20 protein-coding genes are annotated in these 18,815 nt (G+C 53.2%); 16 read left to right on the top strand and 4 right to left on the bottom strand.

What is annotated here, in order from left to right; all coding sequences use genetic code 11:
• The coding region (locus tag HB676_RS07220; protein WP_213737033.1) for a hypothetical protein at nt 1-555 on the top strand (555 nt) is incomplete at its 5' end.
• A gap of 66 nt (nt 556-621) precedes the next feature.
• Here the strand turns inward: HB676_RS07220 and HB676_RS07225 are convergent.
• Complete coding sequence (locus tag HB676_RS07225; protein ID WP_213737034.1) at nt 622-1,110, bottom strand: hypothetical protein; 489 nt, start codon at nt 1,108-1,110, stop codon at nt 622-624.
• A 1,539-nt stretch (nt 1,111-2,649) separates the two neighbouring features.
• Here HB676_RS07225 and HB676_RS07230 point away from each other — a divergent pair.
• From HB676_RS07230 to HB676_RS07255, 5 genes are all read left to right on the top strand, one after another.
• Entirely contained in the window at nt 2,650-3,150 is a 501-nt protein-coding gene (locus HB676_RS07230) for a hypothetical protein (RefSeq protein WP_213737035.1), read from the top strand.
• A gap of 10 nt (nt 3,151-3,160) precedes the next feature.
• A complete protein-coding gene (locus HB676_RS07235; RefSeq protein ID WP_213737036.1) occupies nt 3,161-3,508 on the top strand; it encodes a hypothetical protein in 348 nt (115 codons plus the stop codon).
• Between the two features lie 74 nt (nt 3,509-3,582).
• Nucleotides 3,583-3,795 carry a hypothetical protein gene (locus tag HB676_RS07240; protein ID WP_213737037.1) on the top strand — a complete coding sequence of 71 codons (213 nt, stop codon included), beginning with the start codon at nt 3,583-3,585 and terminating at the stop codon, nt 3,793-3,795.
• Nucleotides 3,792-4,136, top strand: coding sequence for a hypothetical protein (locus tag HB676_RS07245; RefSeq protein WP_213737038.1), 345 nt, complete (start codon nt 3,792-3,794; stop codon nt 4,134-4,136). The genes HB676_RS07240 and HB676_RS07245 overlap by 4 nt, the downstream gene beginning before the upstream one ends.
• Before the next feature lie 1,047 nt (nt 4,137-5,183).
• Nucleotides 5,184-5,816 (top strand): hypothetical protein, encoded by a 633-nt coding sequence (locus HB676_RS07255; protein WP_213737040.1) that lies wholly within the window; start codon nt 5,184-5,186, stop codon nt 5,814-5,816.
• 227 nt (nt 5,817-6,043) lie between these two features.
• On the opposite strand, the gene HB676_RS07260 is transcribed toward HB676_RS07255, so the two are convergent.
• Together HB676_RS07260 and HB676_RS07265 are read right to left on the bottom strand one after the other, a co-directional pair.
• Entirely contained in the window at nt 6,044-6,388 is a 345-nt protein-coding gene (locus tag HB676_RS07260) for a KTSC domain-containing protein (protein ID WP_213737041.1), read from the bottom strand.
• 23 nt (nt 6,389-6,411) lie between these two features.
• Nucleotides 6,412-6,909 (bottom strand): hypothetical protein, encoded by a 498-nt coding sequence (locus tag HB676_RS07265; RefSeq protein ID WP_213737042.1) that lies wholly within the window; start codon nt 6,907-6,909, stop codon nt 6,412-6,414.
• A gap of 914 nt (nt 6,910-7,823) precedes the next feature.
• Between HB676_RS07265 and HB676_RS07270 the strand changes: the two genes are divergently transcribed.
• From HB676_RS07270 to HB676_RS07280, 3 genes are read left to right on the top strand one after another with little or no spacing between them, the layout of a single operon-like run.
• Complete coding sequence (locus HB676_RS07270) at nt 7,824-8,042, top strand: hypothetical protein (protein WP_213737043.1); 219 nt, start codon at nt 7,824-7,826, stop codon at nt 8,040-8,042.
• 21 nt (nt 8,043-8,063) lie between these two features.
• Complete coding sequence (locus tag HB676_RS07275; RefSeq protein ID WP_213737044.1) at nt 8,064-8,840, top strand: DUF5677 domain-containing protein; 777 nt, start codon at nt 8,064-8,066, stop codon at nt 8,838-8,840.
• Nucleotides 8,827-9,192: a hypothetical protein gene (locus tag HB676_RS07280; protein ID WP_213737045.1), complete on the top strand. Its 366-nt coding sequence runs from the start codon at nt 8,827-8,829 to the stop codon at nt 9,190-9,192. Before HB676_RS07275 ends, HB676_RS07280 begins: the two co-directional genes overlap by 14 nt.
• A gap of 20 nt (nt 9,193-9,212) precedes the next feature.
• On the opposite strand, the gene HB676_RS07285 is transcribed toward HB676_RS07280, so the two are convergent.
• A complete protein-coding gene (locus HB676_RS07285) occupies nt 9,213-9,446 on the bottom strand; it encodes a hypothetical protein (RefSeq protein WP_213737046.1) in 234 nt (77 codons plus the stop codon).
• Between the two features lie 193 nt (nt 9,447-9,639).
• Between HB676_RS07285 and HB676_RS07290 the strand changes: the two genes are divergently transcribed.
• The 7 genes from HB676_RS07290 to HB676_RS34220 all read left to right on the top strand — a co-directional run bounded on the left by HB676_RS07290 (nt 9,640) and on the right by HB676_RS34220 (nt 18,695).
• The gene (locus tag HB676_RS07290) at nt 9,640-12,711 is read left to right on the top strand and encodes a DUF3578 domain-containing protein (RefSeq protein WP_213737047.1); all 3,072 of its coding nucleotides are present in this window, start codon (nt 9,640-9,642) and stop codon (nt 12,709-12,711) included.
• Complete coding sequence (locus HB676_RS07295) at nt 12,708-13,796, top strand: hypothetical protein (protein ID WP_213737048.1); 1,089 nt, start codon at nt 12,708-12,710, stop codon at nt 13,794-13,796. Before HB676_RS07290 ends, HB676_RS07295 begins: the two co-directional genes overlap by 4 nt.
• Nucleotides 13,797-14,802: 1,006 nt before the next feature.
• Nucleotides 14,803-15,426, top strand: a complete 624-nt coding sequence (locus HB676_RS07300) for a hypothetical protein (RefSeq protein WP_213737049.1) — start codon at nt 14,803-14,805, stop codon at nt 15,424-15,426.
• 618 nt (nt 15,427-16,044) lie between these two features.
• Complete coding sequence (locus HB676_RS07305) at nt 16,045-16,296, top strand: hypothetical protein (RefSeq protein ID WP_213737050.1); 252 nt, start codon at nt 16,045-16,047, stop codon at nt 16,294-16,296.
• A 188-nt stretch (nt 16,297-16,484) separates the two neighbouring features.
• Complete coding sequence (locus HB676_RS07310) at nt 16,485-17,027, top strand: hypothetical protein (protein WP_213737051.1); 543 nt, start codon at nt 16,485-16,487, stop codon at nt 17,025-17,027.
• A 1,023-nt stretch (nt 17,028-18,050) separates the two neighbouring features.
• A complete protein-coding gene (locus HB676_RS34215; RefSeq protein ID WP_346347278.1) occupies nt 18,051-18,500 on the top strand; it encodes a hypothetical protein in 450 nt (149 codons plus the stop codon).
• A 45-nt stretch (nt 18,501-18,545) separates the two neighbouring features.
• Nucleotides 18,546-18,695: a hypothetical protein gene (locus HB676_RS34220; protein WP_346347279.1), complete on the top strand. Its 150-nt coding sequence runs from the start codon at nt 18,546-18,548 to the stop codon at nt 18,693-18,695.
• The last annotated feature ends 120 nt before the right edge of the window (nt 18,696-18,815 follow it).

Here is an 18,815-nt window from a genome sequence, read left to right on the forward strand (position 1 = left end):
GCCGGCGCGCCCGCTCTTGCTGCCATTCGCAACGGCCAACCCGATCCAATCATTGCTGCGATCGAGCGATATCGCGCTGCGGCGAAGGTTGAGAATGACGCTGAAGCCGATTTCATTCGTCGCGAAAAACTGTTGCTCGACACGGTCGGACAGCGTGAACCGTCAATTGGAGTGTTTAATTTAGCGGGTTCGGCGCAAGGTCCCGCGTATGGCCAACAATGCACGGCATATTCGCACGACCAGATCGATGCTCTCTGTCCACCGGATCGGTTCGGGGAAATGAACCGATCGCACCATGAGTTCTTCGAGGGCTTTGTGAAGCGTCATGAAGAGATCATGGGAGACGCAGAGCGAGTTCGACAGGATGCCTCGGAACCTCGGTTCGATGCGCTTGCAGATCTCGTCGAAACAGTTCCGACAACGATGGCGGGTGTTTTCGCGCTTATCGAATGGCAACGGGATACGATCGACCTCGATGGCCAAGCACTGCACACCCGCCACTATTCGATTTTGTGTGACACGATCGGTGATGCGTTGCGCAGGCTGCGCTCCTGAACCACAGAGACCCCGCCGGTTTTAGCGCCGGCGGGTGTCTTGCCCTGTGGAAAAGCCGCGGACGAATCAGGCCGCTTCATGATCGGCAGACGACGGCGCCGCAAGGGCCGGAGAGTTGATCGTCGCCTTATGACCAGCAACAAAAAACCTAATATTCTGAAATGTTTCTCGCGTTTGTAAGAGCGTCGTTAGATGAGTTCGCGCGAATTCACTGTCTTGAATTAGCCGAAATACGCCAACGAGATAATACTCCAGCACGTCCTTTGAATTTCCGAAGAATACGCCGTCCCGGAAAACGGCACACGCGATCTCGAGGGCGTTGGCGAGATCAGCGAATGCGTGACGCCGCTCCGACTCTCCTGGTGCCGCTAGGAAAGCGTTCCAATTTTGCCGGAAGGTCTCGCTCAGCGCCATCAAAGAAGCGCCAGACCCAGCCTTCCGGGCGAGGGAGAGTTGACGGGCTGCGTACACGATCGCGCAGATTCCGAGTGGCAGCGCAAAAAGGGCCGCCAAACCAGACCAATACTGGATCGTCTCGGCCAGAGGCCAATCCATCATTTCTTCTGTTCAGACGGAGCGGGAGCCGGCGCCGGAGCATCTGCGCCCGAAGTCTGTTGAGCCTGCCCAGATTGAGGCTGTGTATTTAAACGATCCCGGAGATGTGCGGTCGTCTGGTGTCTTTGGACGGGCACTTGTTCGCCCGCAGGTCGCAGATCCGCGAGCTTTTCGCGAAGATGCGAGACAGTCATGTGATCATGGGCGTGCGTCGGATTAGATTTCTTATCAGGCATCGATCATCCTCTAATGCAAGTGTGCGTTGGATTGTGCGTAGATACCGAGATAAAACATAAAACTGAACATTATCAGCGACTTAATTAAATAACTGGCGGAAGGGGTGTCAACCGAAGGGCACTGGAAAAGCTACGGTATTTCCGATTTTCGGGTTTGACCCCACGAACTATCCCACGGCGTGAAAGTATGCCCGTCCCTAAGCAAGTATGAGCGGCCGCACTTGATGGGCGGGCCTTTGCTGATAGTGGCGATGTCGGGAGACCCATTTTTGGGGGTTTAGCTCGGTTGCGGCGCTTGATCCGGGTGCGATATAATCCCCGCGAATTCAGGGTTCAGCCGTAGTGGGACCCGCGATTCACTGGGATGCCGAAGTGGCGTGGCACGCTCACCTGAGGGTCTCCGCGAAGGTCGAAGGAAATCTAATCCTAGGCTCAACCGGAGGAATGAAAGATGAAGGCAACGTCCATAAAAATGCAAACAACCATCCAAAAAATGCGCGCGCGCATTCTAAAAGGCTTCGCAATACTCACGGTTCTGGGGACCCTGTAAGGGGGAGACGTTGCTGCGCCAACTTCTACCGTTAGTGAAGACCGGTACCACATAGCTGGAAGAACCGTTCCCCGCCAGATTAGGCCTCGGCAAAAGCCGGGGCCTTTTCATTTTCAGATAAGTAAGTTGGCAGTCCAGACTGACACGGGGCCGTGAAAAGCCACAGAGATTCTGATTTTCGATTCGCTGTCAATCGCTCGCTGTGATTTGTAATCTAGCGTTCTCGATGACTTCATTTATCGGAACGAGTCCGTTCGTCATCTGTGTATAGCGGGTGTTGTCCACATGGAAAAAATGCGGATTCGGCTGTCATCCACAGGCTAAGCTGATGATTCCATTCTAGGAATCGCATAAAAACTAGGGTTGTGCACAGCCACACGCAACGCTTGCGCGGATTCCGCAAATCAATCACCTAGTAGGGGAGCCAGATGGCGTTCTTGCAAAACACCACCTGGCGCCTGGAGCCGAGTCGAAACTCACTTCCGCAACGCTGAGGGTTTTCTCTCATCTCCAGGCACCCTGTCAACATTTGCGCGATGTCATTTTCGCGCCACGGTGAGGCTTGCCTGATGTTTAAGAAAACTAATTGGACGGCGCGCGCTCGCCGTTTTCTGAATCGTAACTGGAAGTTTTTGATGCAGAGCGGCATCAACATACTCAGCATCCTGCATAAGTAGTTAGTGCTGGAACTGAGCATTCGAATTGACACTCTGCAACTTGGGCGCGAGTATTTCGGCCATTTTGGGGGCTGCGATGTTCACAGCGAAAATTACTGGCGTGATTCCGAAGGGGATGAACATAACGTCTGCCCCGGTCGAAACCCGCGAGTTCGACAACATTACTGCGGCCAAGCAGTGGCTTTTGGGGGAGGCCCTGAGCAATCTTCCAACACCCGTAAGTACGGTTGAGGTCTTTTCAGGGGGCCAATCCATCTGGCGTGAATGGCACTGGAGCCATGACGCCTTGAAGTCCAAGAACGAGCTTTGGTGGGACGCGAAAGACCCAAGCCGTCACGAGCGCGAAGCGGCGCAGGTTGAGCGTAAGCGTCAGGTGGAATCAGGCCAGATACCCTATAGCCAGCTTTCATTGAAAGAGCAGTTCGAGAGAGCCAACCCTCGTTGGCTCGGGCCTTACTTTGCGTGGCTTCCGACCAGCACAATGGACGCCGGGACCATCTGGATGAGCGAATACTGGGTACGCGCGACCCTGGGCGTGAAGTACAAGAGCAAATCGTTCTTTTTCGACAACGATTAGGTGTCTTGGAATGGCGACGTTTATCGGTCTGGCTATACTCTTTTTATTTTCGGGTGGATTCGTCGCCTTCGGATGTGACAGAGGATACGACTACATCGCGAAGGTCCAAGAGAATCCCAACGAAGTGGCGATACGATTAGCGAGGCTTGACCTTATTTCGTACCTGCTCACGAGTGTGCCGCTCATGGGCGGGTTGATGATCATACTAGGCAGGGACCCGGATTTTATCGTTCAGCTCCCGCTGCCAAGCGCCTGGAACGACTACACCACCGGCTCGCTTTGCTTGATCGCATCCATTGGAATTGGTTTAGGTGTCGCCCGCCGACGTTGGACGCTAAAAACGTTGGCCAAGCGGTAAGGTATTGCCCTGCTGCAATCTTGGAGATTGCTCTGTGCATCCCCATCTGAGGTTGAGCGAGAGGGGTTCAAATGATGACAGACCTGACCGACGAAGATATTCGAGTTTTGCAGTATATCGCAGACCGCGGCGACGCCGGTATCACGACCGATCGGGCGCTGCTCCGTTATCGTGCCTTGGCAAAAACTGGTCTGTTGCAACATCGGGCAGTCAGCCTGGACGCCGAGTGGTTCGGGTTGTCGGAGCAGGGCCGCGAAGCGTTAGAGCAGGCGACCGCCGCCACATGACTACGAACGAAACCATCCCGGCAGATCAAACTCCAAACGCCAATCGGCCGCCACTTCACTTTCTTCAAAAATGGGGCGCTATCGCCGCCATGGGAAGCTTCTTCGTTGGCGCCACGATACTGACTCTCACGTACATCAACTTTCAATCGCCTGAAACAAAGCGGCAGGAAGCTATTCTGAGAGAGCTGTCATACGACTTCTTCGCTTCCGAGGGATCGATTCCCCTCAATTCCCAAGACTATCGAGACGCGGCTGCCCCCTACATTAACAGGCGCTTGGCGGAGATGAATGAAACTTGGCGGTTCGATCCTAAAACGGACCGAAGAGTCCCGTTTCGTTGATTGCGACCCACTGAGACGGCCCATAGCGTGAAAAAGACAAATGCGCCGATCAGCACGGCAACGGAAAAAGGTAATAAGGGCGAGGAAAACTTGGCCATGCAGACCAAGAGCACGTTGGCTGTTTTGTCGGCCCCACTTCGGCTGAATTATCTGTCTGGCCTTAAGAACGCCAGTGTGGGCAATTGAGGGAATTTATTCATGGATGATTCCAAAGTTAAGTGGCGACCGATAGCTACCGCGCCGCGGGATTTAGCAGTCGTCCGCTTGCGGCTCGAAAATGGCGTCGGCCCCAATCGCGAACCGATCGAAACTATCGGTTACCATGTTGGTGGCGGAGCGTGGGTTCAATCGCCCAACGGCGGTACGATGCTCCCAACACATTGGGCACCTCTTGAAGACGCATCCGATAGCGAAACCCCGAGCTGATATCTCACTTTCGCGACGGGCGATATTTTAGAAAAAGGCAGAAGAGCTTTTTCTGGCCGCTGATCGGTACATCAAAAATTTATTCATGTTGCAAGCGCAGCACGCTTGCTGGATCATTCACGCGGCCATCTTCCGCTGAATCAATCACACCTATCCCGGATTCTGGTAATAAATGGATCGGCCGACTAAAGCCGGCCATCATGTCATTGTTTGATCTTAGTCTCGTCCTTGAACCCACGCGCCTCGCACGCTTCATTTGCGTGCAGGCCTATCGACACCGCCTCGGCTGAGGGCGTCCACCGATAGCTTGTTGAAGTTATCCAGATCAGCGCGGCGCTTGGGTGCCGAAGTAAAGCGTGATAGACACCTCGATATCACCCTCTAGCGGCTTCCTTTTCCATTGGCTTTTAGCTTCGCACTGGTACTGCTCTTTGAGAGCTTTGCCCTCGGGCGTCATGTAGGTAGTTGAAAAGCCGTTCCGGCAAGTGTTGCGGTAAATATGCTGGGTAGACTTTGGCTCACCCTTAGGTACGATAGTGGCCGCTTCCACTACCTAAGCGTACCATGCCCATATTCCTGCTGACGTATCCCTTTGCCGCGAACACAGCCGAGTCATCACCTATGAGCTGGCTGCAATTTACTGACTCGATGTTTGGTCACCTTGTATGGCCCGCTGTGGTGATCTTTATTATTTTCATGCTGCGACCTCACTTGGGACCGCTTCTTGCTCGTTTAAGCGAATTTGGCTTTGGCGGAGCGACCTTAAAATTTGATCGGTTGCTTTCAAAGGGTAGGGAAATCATCGCCGAAGCTGACGCGCCGGAGGAGACTGAACCAGAACAAAAGCCGACAATTAGAGATGCTGAAAAGGTCTCGTCTCAACAAAGAGAGTTGCAGCGCAAGCTGGAACGAACGAAGCGCACACTCAATCTGTTAAAAGCATGGCGGGTAACTGGCACTCCTGTTCCTCACGCATTCTCCGAAGTCGAAACCGAACTGGAGAAAATTGGCGAGCAATTAAACGTAAAAGCCAGAAATGGGATGCTCGTCAGAATGCTAGTCACTAGGGGGCTGCTTATGCCCGAGTTGCAAGAACTTTACGATACGCTTCGCAAAGGGCGTGACGCCGCTGTGCACGGTGAATTAGATCCGACTATCACGCAATACAAAGAATACACTAATCAAGCGGCCTTCCTCGTTGGCTTTCTCAAGGGGGTGTCGGCGAAGCTAGAAGAGAATAAACCCCGCGGTTAAGCGGGGTAGAAGGTTTCATTGCGGGTCATCAGCTCTCGACGCGGCTTTCTAAGTCCCTTACCGCGCCAGCGTGCCTAACCGCTGCTCTGGGAAGAATCGCACGAAGCTAAGCGAGTTGTTCAGGGGCTCATGGTCGTGCGTAGTTTAGCAATCTCTGCGCGGACTAGTTTCAGGCACTGAATGCAGTGCGTTCCAAGGCCGGTCAATGTGAACATCTGAAATTAATTTCAGTAGATTGGCTTGGCGTGGGTCCGGCAATCGAACGGGCCGTCTTTGCCTGAGCCCTTGATGTTGGCGTTGTAGTACTGGCCCATCGACGACGCATTGAGGAAGGCGTCATAGCTCAAGGCGGGCAGTTCACAGTAGGGGTAGTAGGTGCCTTTGAGCTGTACCACCATGAACTGCTTGGCCTTGTCGTAGCAGGCGCGGTTGATGAAGCTGCTTCTGGTGACATCGGTGCAGGCGAAGGTCTTAAGGTCGAGCGAGCCGTAATACTTCACGTCGATGGTCTCGGCTTCGGCCCAGGTCGCATTGGTGATGATTGAAATGAGAAGTGTGAGAATGCGCAGCATTGAAATTTCCCAAGGCCTCGTGGCTACCAACGGCCAAACCAACCTTTTTTCTGCTCTTCTAGATTTGAGCCGCCATCTGCTTTTTCAATTTGCTGGCGATAGATAATTGGAAATTCGTCATCGTTGTAAAATGGCATATCGACAAGCTCCAGCCCCTGAAAAACTGCAAACTTCAAATGTTGGCCGGTGAGCAACGCGATGAGCTGACGTTGAATTCCTTGTGAAGTCCGGGGCGACATGAGTGCGCCTTTTCCACCATCGACGGATTTTACATCCACGCCCACCGGCATAGAGCGGTCGGCACCCATTGGGACGAGTGAAACACCCAAGTCGAGGCCGTCCACAACCGCGAATGGTGCGAACCTGTACGAAAGGGTCGTTGCCGTGGAGCCTTTTTCGATCTTGCAGGTAAAAATGATGATGGCGACGTGCTGTTTCGTCCGGGAGTCCGTATAGTCCATGCGGCGTTTCATCTCGCCGTCTTCAACCGACCACGCGCTGTAATCCACGCCTACTGCCATGGTGTCCTCCTGCCGGGTACTCAGATTCGCACTAGACACGGGTCGATTGCAAGTCCCGTTTAGGGGTGCTGCAAGTGGCAGCTGGGAAAATCTGAAATTGTTTGACGATCGGGACTGGTCGGCTCACGATTCCAGCGTGCAAACAATCCAAACCAAGAAGCGGGGCGGGCGCCGCGTCGGCAGCGCGGTACTGGCCGGTTTGGAGAACCGACACTACGCGTTCCCGTGCGCCGTTCGACGACTGGCTCATTGATATCCGGCAACGCCAGCGGATTAAACGGCTCGACCTGCAGCGCCGCGTATCGGAGTTGCTGCGAGATAACGGCCAAAGCCCACAAGCGCATCATCTTCGAACATCAGAACTGGTACGCGCGCGACATCCGCTATGTGCCGGCGGGGCAGGAGACCTGGGGGCGCTACCTTCGCCACGGCGGCGGTGTTGGTAATGCAGGTCGGGCATATGGCTGAGTCGTCCGGGACGGGGCCTCGGCATGTTGCGGCTGTGGCTGATGGTCGGAAGTTCCGCTTGCTGGCTGAGGAGCCTTACTCGGCTCAGTGACGGGTGGTTGCAGTTCTGTACGGCGCGTCGATTCACGAATTGTCAGATAGAACGAAACCGCCATGATGGCTGCAGAAGGCCGTGACTGATTTGCCGAAACGGCGTCATCGGCATCCAGTACGGCAAGCGGCCAGTTCGATCTCGCGATGTCACGGCGCCATAAAGCACTGAATTGACAGGGGTAATCTGAATTACCCTTTCATTTAGTATCAGATTGAGGAACCGCTGATACCTCAGCGGAAGGCGGTGCGTCGCTGCGGTTGGCGACTGGCCGTCGCGCTACCGTGCGAGTGCGTTGCGGTTTTTGCCCAGTCCCACACGGTCGAAACAGGGCGTCGCAAGACAGGAGGTCGGCGTGTCAGATCAGGATGCGAAATACTCAGATTTGGTGGAGATCGCCAAATGCAGCGGCGATTTCAAGAAGAATTATGGGGCGGCCGGCGGGGGTCTGCTCATGGCTTGGTTCTCGTGGCTTGCTCACCTTGCCAACCGTCCTCGACCTGTTTTGCGGCTCGGGTGGCTTTTCGCTGGGGCCAGTGCCTACTACGGTGCCTGGAAGCTGTGGTTGTCCTGACCGAAACCTTAGGGTTGCGCAATGGGTTTGCTGGAAGACTGGTTATCCTTCACGGATAGGCTGCTCGCAACGGGAGTCTCCGTCATATCAACCGGGGTGGTTGACCTGGCCGAGGAGAGCCGTGCCGACCCCAAGGTGCTGTGCCTCCTGCTTCTGACCCGCACGATGTCCCACGTCAAAGCGGTGAGGGCACTGGCAAAGGTAGGCAGGACACTGGAAGCCCGCATCCTTGCCCGCAATTGCTTCGAGAACAGCTTCTATGTCGCCCGGCTGGCCAAGGACGGCAACAAGTTCGTCATGGAAATGCTGGAAGACGAGAAGAAGCGCAGGGTGGCACGGGGCCAGCTCCTGTTTGAACACCAGCTCGTCATGGAGGACGAAACGGAATCGAAGTTCCGCCAGTGGATGAAAGACCACAAGGGCTGGGCGAAGGGGGAGACCCTAAGCCCCAAGGGGATCGTCAGAAAAACGTCGATCGAGAAAAGCTACGTCTTCTATTCGGAGCTGTCCGTCGATGCCCATCCGTCAACCGATACGCTTTCCCGCTACCTTCTGCCGGCGGACGAACAGGGCCGTCCCGGAATCGACCTTGAGCCGCCGTTGAACCCGGAGGAACTGGTCGATACGCTGAACCTCAATGCCTGCGCGGTTCTTGGCGTGCTGTTCGGCGTTAATGAGGTGATGGAAGCCGAAGCGTCGCACCTTCTGACCGATCTCGCGAACGAGTATCAGGAGCTGGAGAGGCGCGGCAGGGAACGAACCGACAAGCGAGAGGGCGGCGAACGTGGCGTACAGTGAAGCCTACTTGGGTGAGAGCTTGAATGATCGGGCCAACGATGCTGCGAGAGAAGGTGCGGCCGCATTAAACGCTGTAATGCGGCAAAACGCTGCCCTTGGACGGCTGGCCAGCGGAAACACGTTGATCGGGTTTGGGAATAAGGTGTGTAGGGTCTTCGGCGAGCAATTCGATAGCGCTGCTAAGTTCACCTTCAGCGTGACGGGCGGCAACGCGCCCGAGACCATCAAACCACTGGATTACTTCGCCGGACGGGTAGTGGAAATGCTCTGCCAAAAGCTTGTCGAGTTTGGTCCGCAAACAGGGCTTGACGAAAGGACTTGGGCTCGGGAGCTAAACCTTACCCGCCAATGATCCGTGTGCTCGATCAAGGTTTATCTGAACCCGGGAATTGAATCATGAAGTTGCATGCTGATCGCGTGTATCGCATCAGCAAGATTGTGCGGATCGCCAGCTTGTCGATGAGTGATCGCAGTCTCTTGCAGTGTCTGAACAAAATTTGCAGCATCCAGGGCGCCCCTCTTATCTAGCTCAATCACAAGGGTACGTAGCACCGACAGCATGCCTAGGACTAAACGGTCTCCCGGAATTTTCTGTTCATTTGCCATTTTTGCCGACTCCAGTTTGCGGAAAATAACATCTTCCCTTACGCGTAGGTTTGGGCCTAATTATTTCACTTCGTCTCTCGTTCTTCTTCTTCCCTAAAATAGCACTCTCTGGCATGTATGCCCGATCTGGCTCATTGAAGAGAATTGCAAATTGGGTCACGCTTCGTCGGTGACCACTTTTTTGGGTGACCGTATGGCAAGACTCGCAGGATTTCCGGCAGAGACGTTTTTTGCGATGCAGCGCATCCGCGAAACGGCGCTTGTGAAATTTGATAGCCTTTTCTCACCCGATAGAAACATCTGGACTCTCGAATCGCTTCGACAATTTCACTCGTTGTTCGTCGATCGATTCGACGATGGCCAAGGTAACTTCCTTGAAAAATTCAAAAAGCAACTTGAAGGAGCTAACAATGATATTGTGCAGCTTGCCGCCGAACTTCTCTATGTTCAACAGTTCTTCACAAGTCTCACCGGACCAGACAAAAAACTGGAAAACGTAACGACGATCCTTAGCTGGGGCGCGCATTCGCCGCAAATTCCACGTTGGGCGGTTGAAGGTGTGCAGCACAAAATTGCCGCCGACCAGAGCTTCAATCAGCACCGTCCGTTTCATCTCGCCTGGCTGAGTGAATTCTTAATTCATTGGCAGGAGTTGCAAGCGGTGACGAGAGATAAACTACTTAGCGATCCATTTGGCTTTGCCAAAGATGTGCGCAGCATAGAATTTGAGCGCGGAGCCTTCCAGCCGATGCAGGAGGCGTGGCTGCACATCGCGTTCCCAGAAACGTTCGAAAGCATCTCGTCAAGAAATGATAAGAAACAGATACGTGACGCCTTTTATGACCGCCTTACCAAGGGTCCTTCCGAGAATATTGATGCAGATCTTTTAGAAATTCGCAACAAATTGACAGAGCAAGCAGGAGCGGGATTTCATTTTTACAGATCGCCAATCGTTGAACAATGGAAAGAAGCAAACCTTTATGAGCACGACATTGATTTAATTCGGCAAAGCCGATCTCGTGAGAAATACGCGGATTTTTCTGCGGAGGAAAAAGCAGCACACAAGCGGGTGCACGAGGCACTTCTAAGGCTCGGTCAGGTTGCGCTTGATGAACTCGGTGGGCCCAGAAACTATGTTCTCAAACGCACTTCAGGATTCCATCCCGAGTCTGGAATTCGCGGGGGAAAGCCAAAAGACCTTTGGTTTGGGATCTATCGTAAGGAAAATGAAGACAAATTTCTTGGTAACCCTCAAATCTTTATGATTGTCTCAGGCCGAGGAATCGAATGGGGATTTTCTCCCTTGACGCACCCGGATGATTTTTCAAATCAAGAGATGCGACGGCGTACACGGGAGATTGCCAAGGCCGTACTCGAGCAACTTCCTGTCGCTGGCTCGCTCGAAGCCCAAGAGCTGGCCTCCCAGCTTTCGGAATCAGGCAACTGGCACTTTAGACGAAAACAGCGTCTTGACCCAAAGCAGTCGGAGTTTGCCTCTCTGGCGGATTGGCTTTCGTTTCTGCATACAGATGAGGGCGCAAAGAACGCCGGTGGGGGGATTACTCGATATGCACTGGGCAAAGAAATTGACGGGCTAGAGCTTGTAGAGGAAGTCAAACAAATGACGCAACTCTTCAAACCGCTCATGGAGCGGATAATAGCGGAGTCGCCACCGACCGCCGCCGCATTCAAAGAGCCCGAACCTATTGAATCAGTCAGCCCCGTTGCGCTCACGCCTTTCGGCGAGCTCCTGCGAGCCTTCCTTCAGGAACTTAGCCTTGTACGAGGCGGGCCCTTCCAGAAGACGGATCCTCTCTGGAATGCAATGTCGGCCGTGAAAAATCGACTGGAACAGTTTGAGCCGGTTCAAAGCCGTCCCAATTTTCAGGTAAATATTAGTGTTGGCCAAGGTAACTGGGCGACCGTGCCGTGGATAGCAATCCTGAACACCAACGTTACAAAGTCAACCCAGGAAGGTGTCTATATTGTTTTTCTTATTTCCAAAGAACTGAACCGCATTTTTCTGACTTTGAATCAAGGTACGACGAATCTCGTTCAAGAACTAGGCCAACGCGAGGCACAAAAACAGATGCTTGACGTTGCTAGCAAGACGCGGAGTGTCGTTTCAGAACTCGCATCAGCAGGATTTATTTTAGACAATGAAATTGAATTGGGCGGCGGAGGTTGGCTTGCGAAAAACTATGAGATTGGAACCATAGCGCACATCGATTTTGGGACAGACAACTATCCAAATGATGAACATATGAATGCGTTGCTCGAGGCATTGATCAAAGCCTACGACCGAGCAGTTGACGAAACGCCATCAGAGACTCTTCCGACAAAAGACAGTTCCCTAGAGACGCAAGCAATTGAAGCGGAGGCATACAGGATAGAAGATGCTCTCTCAGAACTGTTCCTGGAGCAGGCACAGCTCGAGCACCTTTTGACGATCTGGGACGCAAAGAAGAATATTATCCTACAGGGAGCGCCTGGCGTCGGTAAAAGCTTCGTAGCTAAACGTCTCGCCTACCTCATACTTGGGCAGAAAGATTCCAGCCGGATCGAAACAGTTCAATTTCACCAGTCTTACAGCTACGAAGACTTCGTTCAAGGATATCGTCCCAATGGAAAAGGGGGCTTCACGCTTCGCGATGGCGTCTTTCACAGATTCTGTGAAAAGGCGAGACTTTCGCCGGGCCGAAAACACGTGTTCATTATAGATGAAATTAATCGAGGCAATCTTTCGAAGATATTGGGCGAGCTCATGCTGCTTGTTGAGCCCGACAAAAGAGGTCCGGCGTGGGCCACGAGTCTGACTTATGCTCAGCCCGACGAGCCGCGATTTTTCGTGCCCAAAAACGTTTACCTGCTGGGTATGATGAATACTGCCGATCGATCACTATCGATGGTTGATTACGCGCTTCGTAGACGGTTCTCGTTTATATCACTTGAGCCGATGTTTGGGAGCAGTAAATTCAGATCGCTCCTTGCCGACAATGGCATCCCTCAGCCGATGATCGATCTTATCGTTTCACGCATGATTGAACTGAATGTGGCGATTGGCGAAGACCGCGCAAATCTCGGACCAGGCTACCGAATAGGACACAGCTTCTTCGTGCCGATTGAAGACTTTGAATATGATTCCGGTTGGTACCGACGTGTAATTGAAACAGAAGTGCACCCACTACTTGAAGAGTACTGGTTCGACGACCCCGATAAAGCTCAGGGCTGGCTTCAAAAGCTTCTTGAAGGCAGCGCGATATGAAGATTCCAATTCGGAATCTTTACTATTTGTTTCTCTATGCCTGGGCTCAATTCCCCGACGGTGCTATGGGGGAAGCTGGAATTGACGAAAGCCCCGATCTTCCAAACCTATTTGCCAAGATGCTCGCGGCGGGGACACGCAGAATGTTGAGGCGGGGTCTCGATCGAGGCTACAAAACATTTACCCACGAAGTAGTCGGTCCGCGCGGTCGTCTTCGCTTGGATCGCATGATCAAAGAGGCAACCCAGCTTCGAGGCACGGCAATCTGCGATCTCGATGAACTGACCCACGATGTTCTGCACAATCAAGTTTTGAAAGCAACACTGGCGAGCCTTGCAATTTGTCAGGACGTTGAAAAGGCAGCAAGGCATGACCTCCGAGCCCTGGGGAAACTCTTTTACGACGTCGAAGACATACGCCTTTCGGCGAGTGATTTCCGTCGGATCGCTGTATCGCGAAATAATCGTCAGTACGTTTTTCTCATGCGACTGTGCGAATTCGTCTACTGGTCTTTAATGCCTGATGAGCGCGGAGCGAGATCGCGATTTCAGCACGTACTCGACGACGAAGTGCGCATGTCGGCTGTTTTTGAGACGTTTCTCAGGAATTTCTTTCAATTTCATCGAACCGAGTATCGCGTCCGCGCCGAATCGCCGACGTGGCACGTCACTGATGCTACCCAAGATGACCTTGCATTGTTGCCACGAATGATCACGGATATCACACTCCGCCAATCAGATCATACGATCATTATCGACGCAAAATATTATAAAACGACATTAGCAAAGGGACTTTACGGGGAGAGAGTAAAATCAGACAACCTTTATCAGCTGATCACCTATCTTCAGCACGAGCGCAATAGTCAAAAGGACAGAGCTCTCTCGGGCATGTTGTTATACCCAGATGTAGGCCGGTCGCTTCACTTAAAATATCGACTGCTCGATATTCCAGTTCTTGTTGCCACAGTTGACTTAGCCCAAGAGTGGCGAGCCATCGAGAAGCAACTGCATGGTCTGTTGGAAGATTGCGCCGCAGCTGCACGCTCGACAAATGGCCAGAAAAGTTCGCCTCCGGGCATTTTATAGCTCGCGTCATGTCGAAGCCCGTGTCTGTTGGAGAAGCACTGAACTGACCCAGCCATCGGGTGGCCTCGGGGTTCAATAGCGCCTCGGCGGGGCTCAGAATGAATTAGCCGGAGCAATCTCTCGCTTCAGGGCCGCAATCCGCTTGGCGGCTTCCTTACTGGTCAGGTTCTCGGCGAACAGCTTGGACTGCTCGGGCTACTGTTACCAGTACGTCTATTGCAAACTTACCGACGTACCGTGGATCAATCTCGCGACTCACCGAATTTGAAAGCAAGATCAATAACCCTCGGCGGAGGGTAGATCCGCCGAGACTGAGCGGGCAGGGGTGTCAACCGAGGAGCGCTGAAAAAGCTACGGTATTTCCGATTTTCGGGTTTGATCCCACGAACTATCCCACGGTGAAAAAGCATGTGGGATGATGCCAGCCTGGGCGAAAGCCAAGGGCGATACGCTGGAGAGCTACAGAGTGTAAGTGCCCCGTATGGTGGGGCTGACCTTTAGAGCGAGGCCCTTGGGCTGCGACCGACGATTCTCCTGCTTTTGCCTTTAACTTGCAAACTATGCCGTTTGCCATGCAGCGGTTTCACAGAGGGTCACCAGGATTTCAGATTTATCGTCAAACTCAAAAGAGCCGGCATTAACGCCGCCTCGGCCGCGCTTTTGCTGGGACGGATGCTGGCCACAATAGAGACCCTTTGTGCGGAGCGGGACCCGCTGAGGAAGGAGCAGGGCGGCCCCGTGAAAGGGAAAGCTTTGGGCGGGAGGTCTTCGTGAGCATTCCCCGATACTTTTCCGACGAGCCGGCTCTGTCGCCGTTCCTCGAAGCCCTGAACGAGGTTCGCCACTTGGCCACTCGGGGAGGATGGTGCTGGCAACATGTCCAGGCCATCACAGTAGCGATCAACGAGTACGCTGAAGCCGCGACAGGAAATCGGGAGTATTTTCTCAATAGCCGCACTCAATTGGTGGTGGTAGGACGGCTGGAGACATTCCGTAGGGCTACATGATGGCCGCCGAGGCACCGCCGCCGAGCGATATCCCAAATGTATTCGGCATGAACGAGCCGCAGCACATGCTGACGAAGCTCTATGTCGAGATACATGACCTTTCCAATTCGCTTTCGGTGTGGACGAAGAGCGAGTCTTTTCCACGGCCGCTGTTCATCGTCTGGAATACCGCGATGACTGCGTGGCACATCACCGACTGGCTGTGGGCGTCAAAGCAGACCACCCGCGACATGCTCTCCAAAAAGTTCGGGTTCGATTACATTGAAGATACGATAAGCGGCCGCGAAAAGGGTCTTTCGAAATTTCAGAACTCCGTTCGCGAAGCTTTTCGAGAGCTGCACGTTTGTCGTGAACTTGCGAACGCCTCAAAGCATATGCGCCTGAAATCAAATGACCCGGACATTCGCGCCGAAGTTGAGTGGCACGAAGCGAAAGAGGCAGTTGGTGAAGTCAAGGTCGGAGACCTCATCATGAACCTGTTTGTATTCGACAAGGGAGAAAAGACCGACGTTCAACTGATACTCATCGAGGCGGCCGGTTACTGGGAAAAACTTCTCAGGGATGAAGGCCTTCTCTCGAAAGACGCTGTGCTGCCGTCGAAGGTTATTCCAGCTAACCAGTGAACATCACCAGACATTCTGAGTGTCCGACAAACCATGCCCGCGCCCTTGCAAGTGGTGCAATTTGCGGAATGCGTGACCCAGCCGTTTTTTGCAGCCCTTCAGTTGCTCTTTTCGGATACGTGACAGGGTTCTTTAGCTGATGACCGGCAAGCAGGTATTCGGCCTTATCATTATTTGGCTAGCCGGAAGTGAAGGCGCTCCGATGGGGCGCCTTTTGTATTTCTGAAAACAGAAATTAGGTCTAGCCCCGTCGGGCAAATCATTGGTCTAACTATTTGATCGCGAAACGGGCACAAACTACAAAAGCGCCGCGTTAATGATCGTTTTTCGCCGGATTACGCGAGCCGTTTTGGCTATCGCCCAATTAGTTAGATGATTATATTTGGCTGTCGGCGTACCCCCATGGGTTCGAGTCCTTACAACATTGGGGTTTGGAACAAAACTGGAACATTTGATCTGCTGTGCTAGCTAAGTTTGGCTAAGCTGCAACATCGGATAACTAAACGCGTTGATGGAAGTAGAAGTTATCGCTGTGTGGCAGGCACTTCTAACGTCCTGGATAGATGTCTAGGACCATTGTTGAGTCACTGAATCAAACCCCTTTATGAGGGCAGGTAAATGGCGAGTATTAAACCACCCAAAAAGGTGGACGATGTTCTGCGCCCGAAATTTGGTAGCATGGCAAGCATCTTGGCTCAATCACCCGCCGTCGCTGATTCATTTGGGCGCTGGCCAGGCTTCGCTTTAATGGTTTTGGCCATGATGGTTATGCTGATTATTGGTCTTGCTGGGGTTGCTGCCTTAGCAAAGGGAATTTCGATTGTCGTTCCTCACTACTCACTGTCGGTGTCATCGTTGTTTTGGGTTTGAGAAACCACCACGTTTCAAAAGCGGGAGCCACTGGCCAAGGTTGAGGTGCGGGTGCGGGAATCGACGCCGTCCGAAAAGCCTGAAGCAGCCGACAGCGCCACGATGCTCAAGTTGTTGCGGCAAAACCCCGGCAAGTCAGAAGCGGAAATCGCCGCTATAATGCAGCAGACGGTTTGACGAAGGGAAAAATGCAAGACGATGTTTTCGTTGAAGGTCTCGCCAGAGCTGAGGAGGTGCGAATTGCCCTCACAGATCGGTTCGAATGGTTCACGCACGACACAGGGTTTTCGCACCTGACTCAGGTTAGAGATAGTGGGCTGCCAACAAGGGAATATGAGCCTTGGGAGATTCCTGTCGATGTAAAGGAGGCTAGAGGCGGTGAGGCAAATTGTCGTATTTTATGCTTTCATCCGCTCGGCGCGAAATTGCGACCACCTAGCAGCAAAGAGCGCCCGCATATTCGGCTTGCAGTTGCGGGCGCGGATTTGCCAAAGCTCGTCGGCCTGGACTGGACATACGAGCAGAAATTAGTGCGATCGAGGAGACGGGCTCGTGCATCTGCGCCGATTGAAGATGTAAGCGTAGAAATAGCTAACGAACTCGGGTCGGTATCGGTCTACGAACCCATTAAGCCAGAGTTGCTTAGAGTGTGGACGATAGGAGCTTCGGATGATCCGGCAGCATGGCCGTGGTTAAACGACACGAAAAATGATGAAATAATGAAGTTTTGAGCAAGCCAAGCGCCGCTGAACTCCACCATCCACTGGGGGGGATTCTGGGAGACTGGGAAGGGTCTGAAGGCTCACGACTGGTTCGTCATCCCCCTGACGCTGCGTGTGCACCGCCTGTATCACTCTTTGGGGCGAGACTCGTGGGAGCGCCGGTTCGGCACCCACCAAGCCCTTTTAAAGCGGTTCTGGGAGGAGGCCGGATTCGTGCCTGGAGATTTCATGACCGTGGGGATGGCGCCGAAGCGGTTGAATGGCTGAAACGAGTATTGGCTAGATTGCTGTAAAATAGGCAAATGCCTACTGAGTATGATGAATTATGTGGCATATGTATTGCATTGCTCTCTGTGAAGGTCATTGAACATGGAATCCCGGCTGACGGCTCTCGGGTTTCCAAACGGAGAGCTGCGTCATGGGCTATCTGTTCACAGATGGATATGAGTCGTGTAGGAGCGGCGACGGTGCGTTGCGCCGCTCTCGAATCTCTGATCCCATACCCTTTGCTGATTCGAAGGTTCTCCAAGATATTAAATGGAGGACCATGTCGTGAGCCCCCCCGAGCTAATCGTTAAGTTCTGGCCGCCCAGCATTACAGCCAAGGGAGTGGTGGCGATTAACGCTATCCGCCGACCGCTGGCCTTTGCGGTGTACGCGCGGCCGGTTGTGGCTATTATTATTGGCCTAGCCCTACTGTTTGAGGGGCACCAATATCTCCCTTGGGCGTTGAGACTGCTTAGGTTCTGGTAGGTAGCGTTTGTGAGTAAAGTAGTGAAATCGCGCGTGTGCGCTGCGTCAGCGGCGATGCCTGGATTCATCAAACCCCAGCTAGCCACCCTGAAGGCCAAAGCTCCCTCTGGAAGCCAGTGGCTCCATGAAATCAAATTCGACGGCTAACGGTACAGGTTCACGTCAACTCAGGTCGGAAGAAGGTCTACACCCGCAACGGCCTGGACTGGACGAAGAGGTTTTCACTCATTGCCGGCGCCCTGGATATTCCTGGTCAGGTCATCATCGACGGGGAAGTTCGTGAAAGACGGCCGGACGAATTTCTCTGAACTCCAGGCTGAACTTTCCAAGGGCCATCAAGATAACCTGATCTATTACGCCTTCGACCTTCTGTGGAGGGACGGGGATCTGCGCAAACTCCCCCAGATCGAACGTAAGCAACGTTCGTCCGATCTGCTTGGTGAAAACGACATCGGCATGCCCATTATCTATTCCGAACACCTGATCGGTGACGGGCAGGAGATGTTTGAGCACGCCGCCAAACAGAACTTTGAAGGAATCGTTTCAAAGCGTGCCGACGCCCCTTACCGATCGGAGCGTAACCAAGGCTGGATAAAAATCAAAACCGTTCAGAAAGGGGAATTCCCGGTCATCGGATTCGTGAAGGACCCAACCGGTGTCGCCGCTCTTTTCCTCGGTAAAAACGAAGGGAAAGACCTCGTCTACATGGGCAAGGTCGGTACCGGCTAGTCCCGAACGGTCTCCAGCAAGATTCGGAAGCAGCTCGATACCGTGGTGAGCCCGAAATCCACACTGACGAAACAGGTCAAAATACCGAAGGCGACGTGGGTTGACCCAGTCTTCGTGGCAGATGTGGAATTCAGGGATATCACGTCGGAAGGGCTCTTAAGGCAGTCCTCTTTCAAAGGACTATCTAAAAAATAGACCCACCGTTTTGATGGTGATTGTTGCGGACCTCGCCTTAGTTGCTAAGTCGGCCTACCGCAACTACTCTTGATCTTGAGCACTTCCTCGTTAGAAATCTGCATTGGTTCAAAGTCGGGT

The sequence above is a fragment of the Bradyrhizobium sp. dw_411 genome (genome assembly GCF_018449695.1).
Lineage (GTDB): Bacteria > Pseudomonadota > Alphaproteobacteria > Rhizobiales > Xanthobacteraceae > Bradyrhizobium.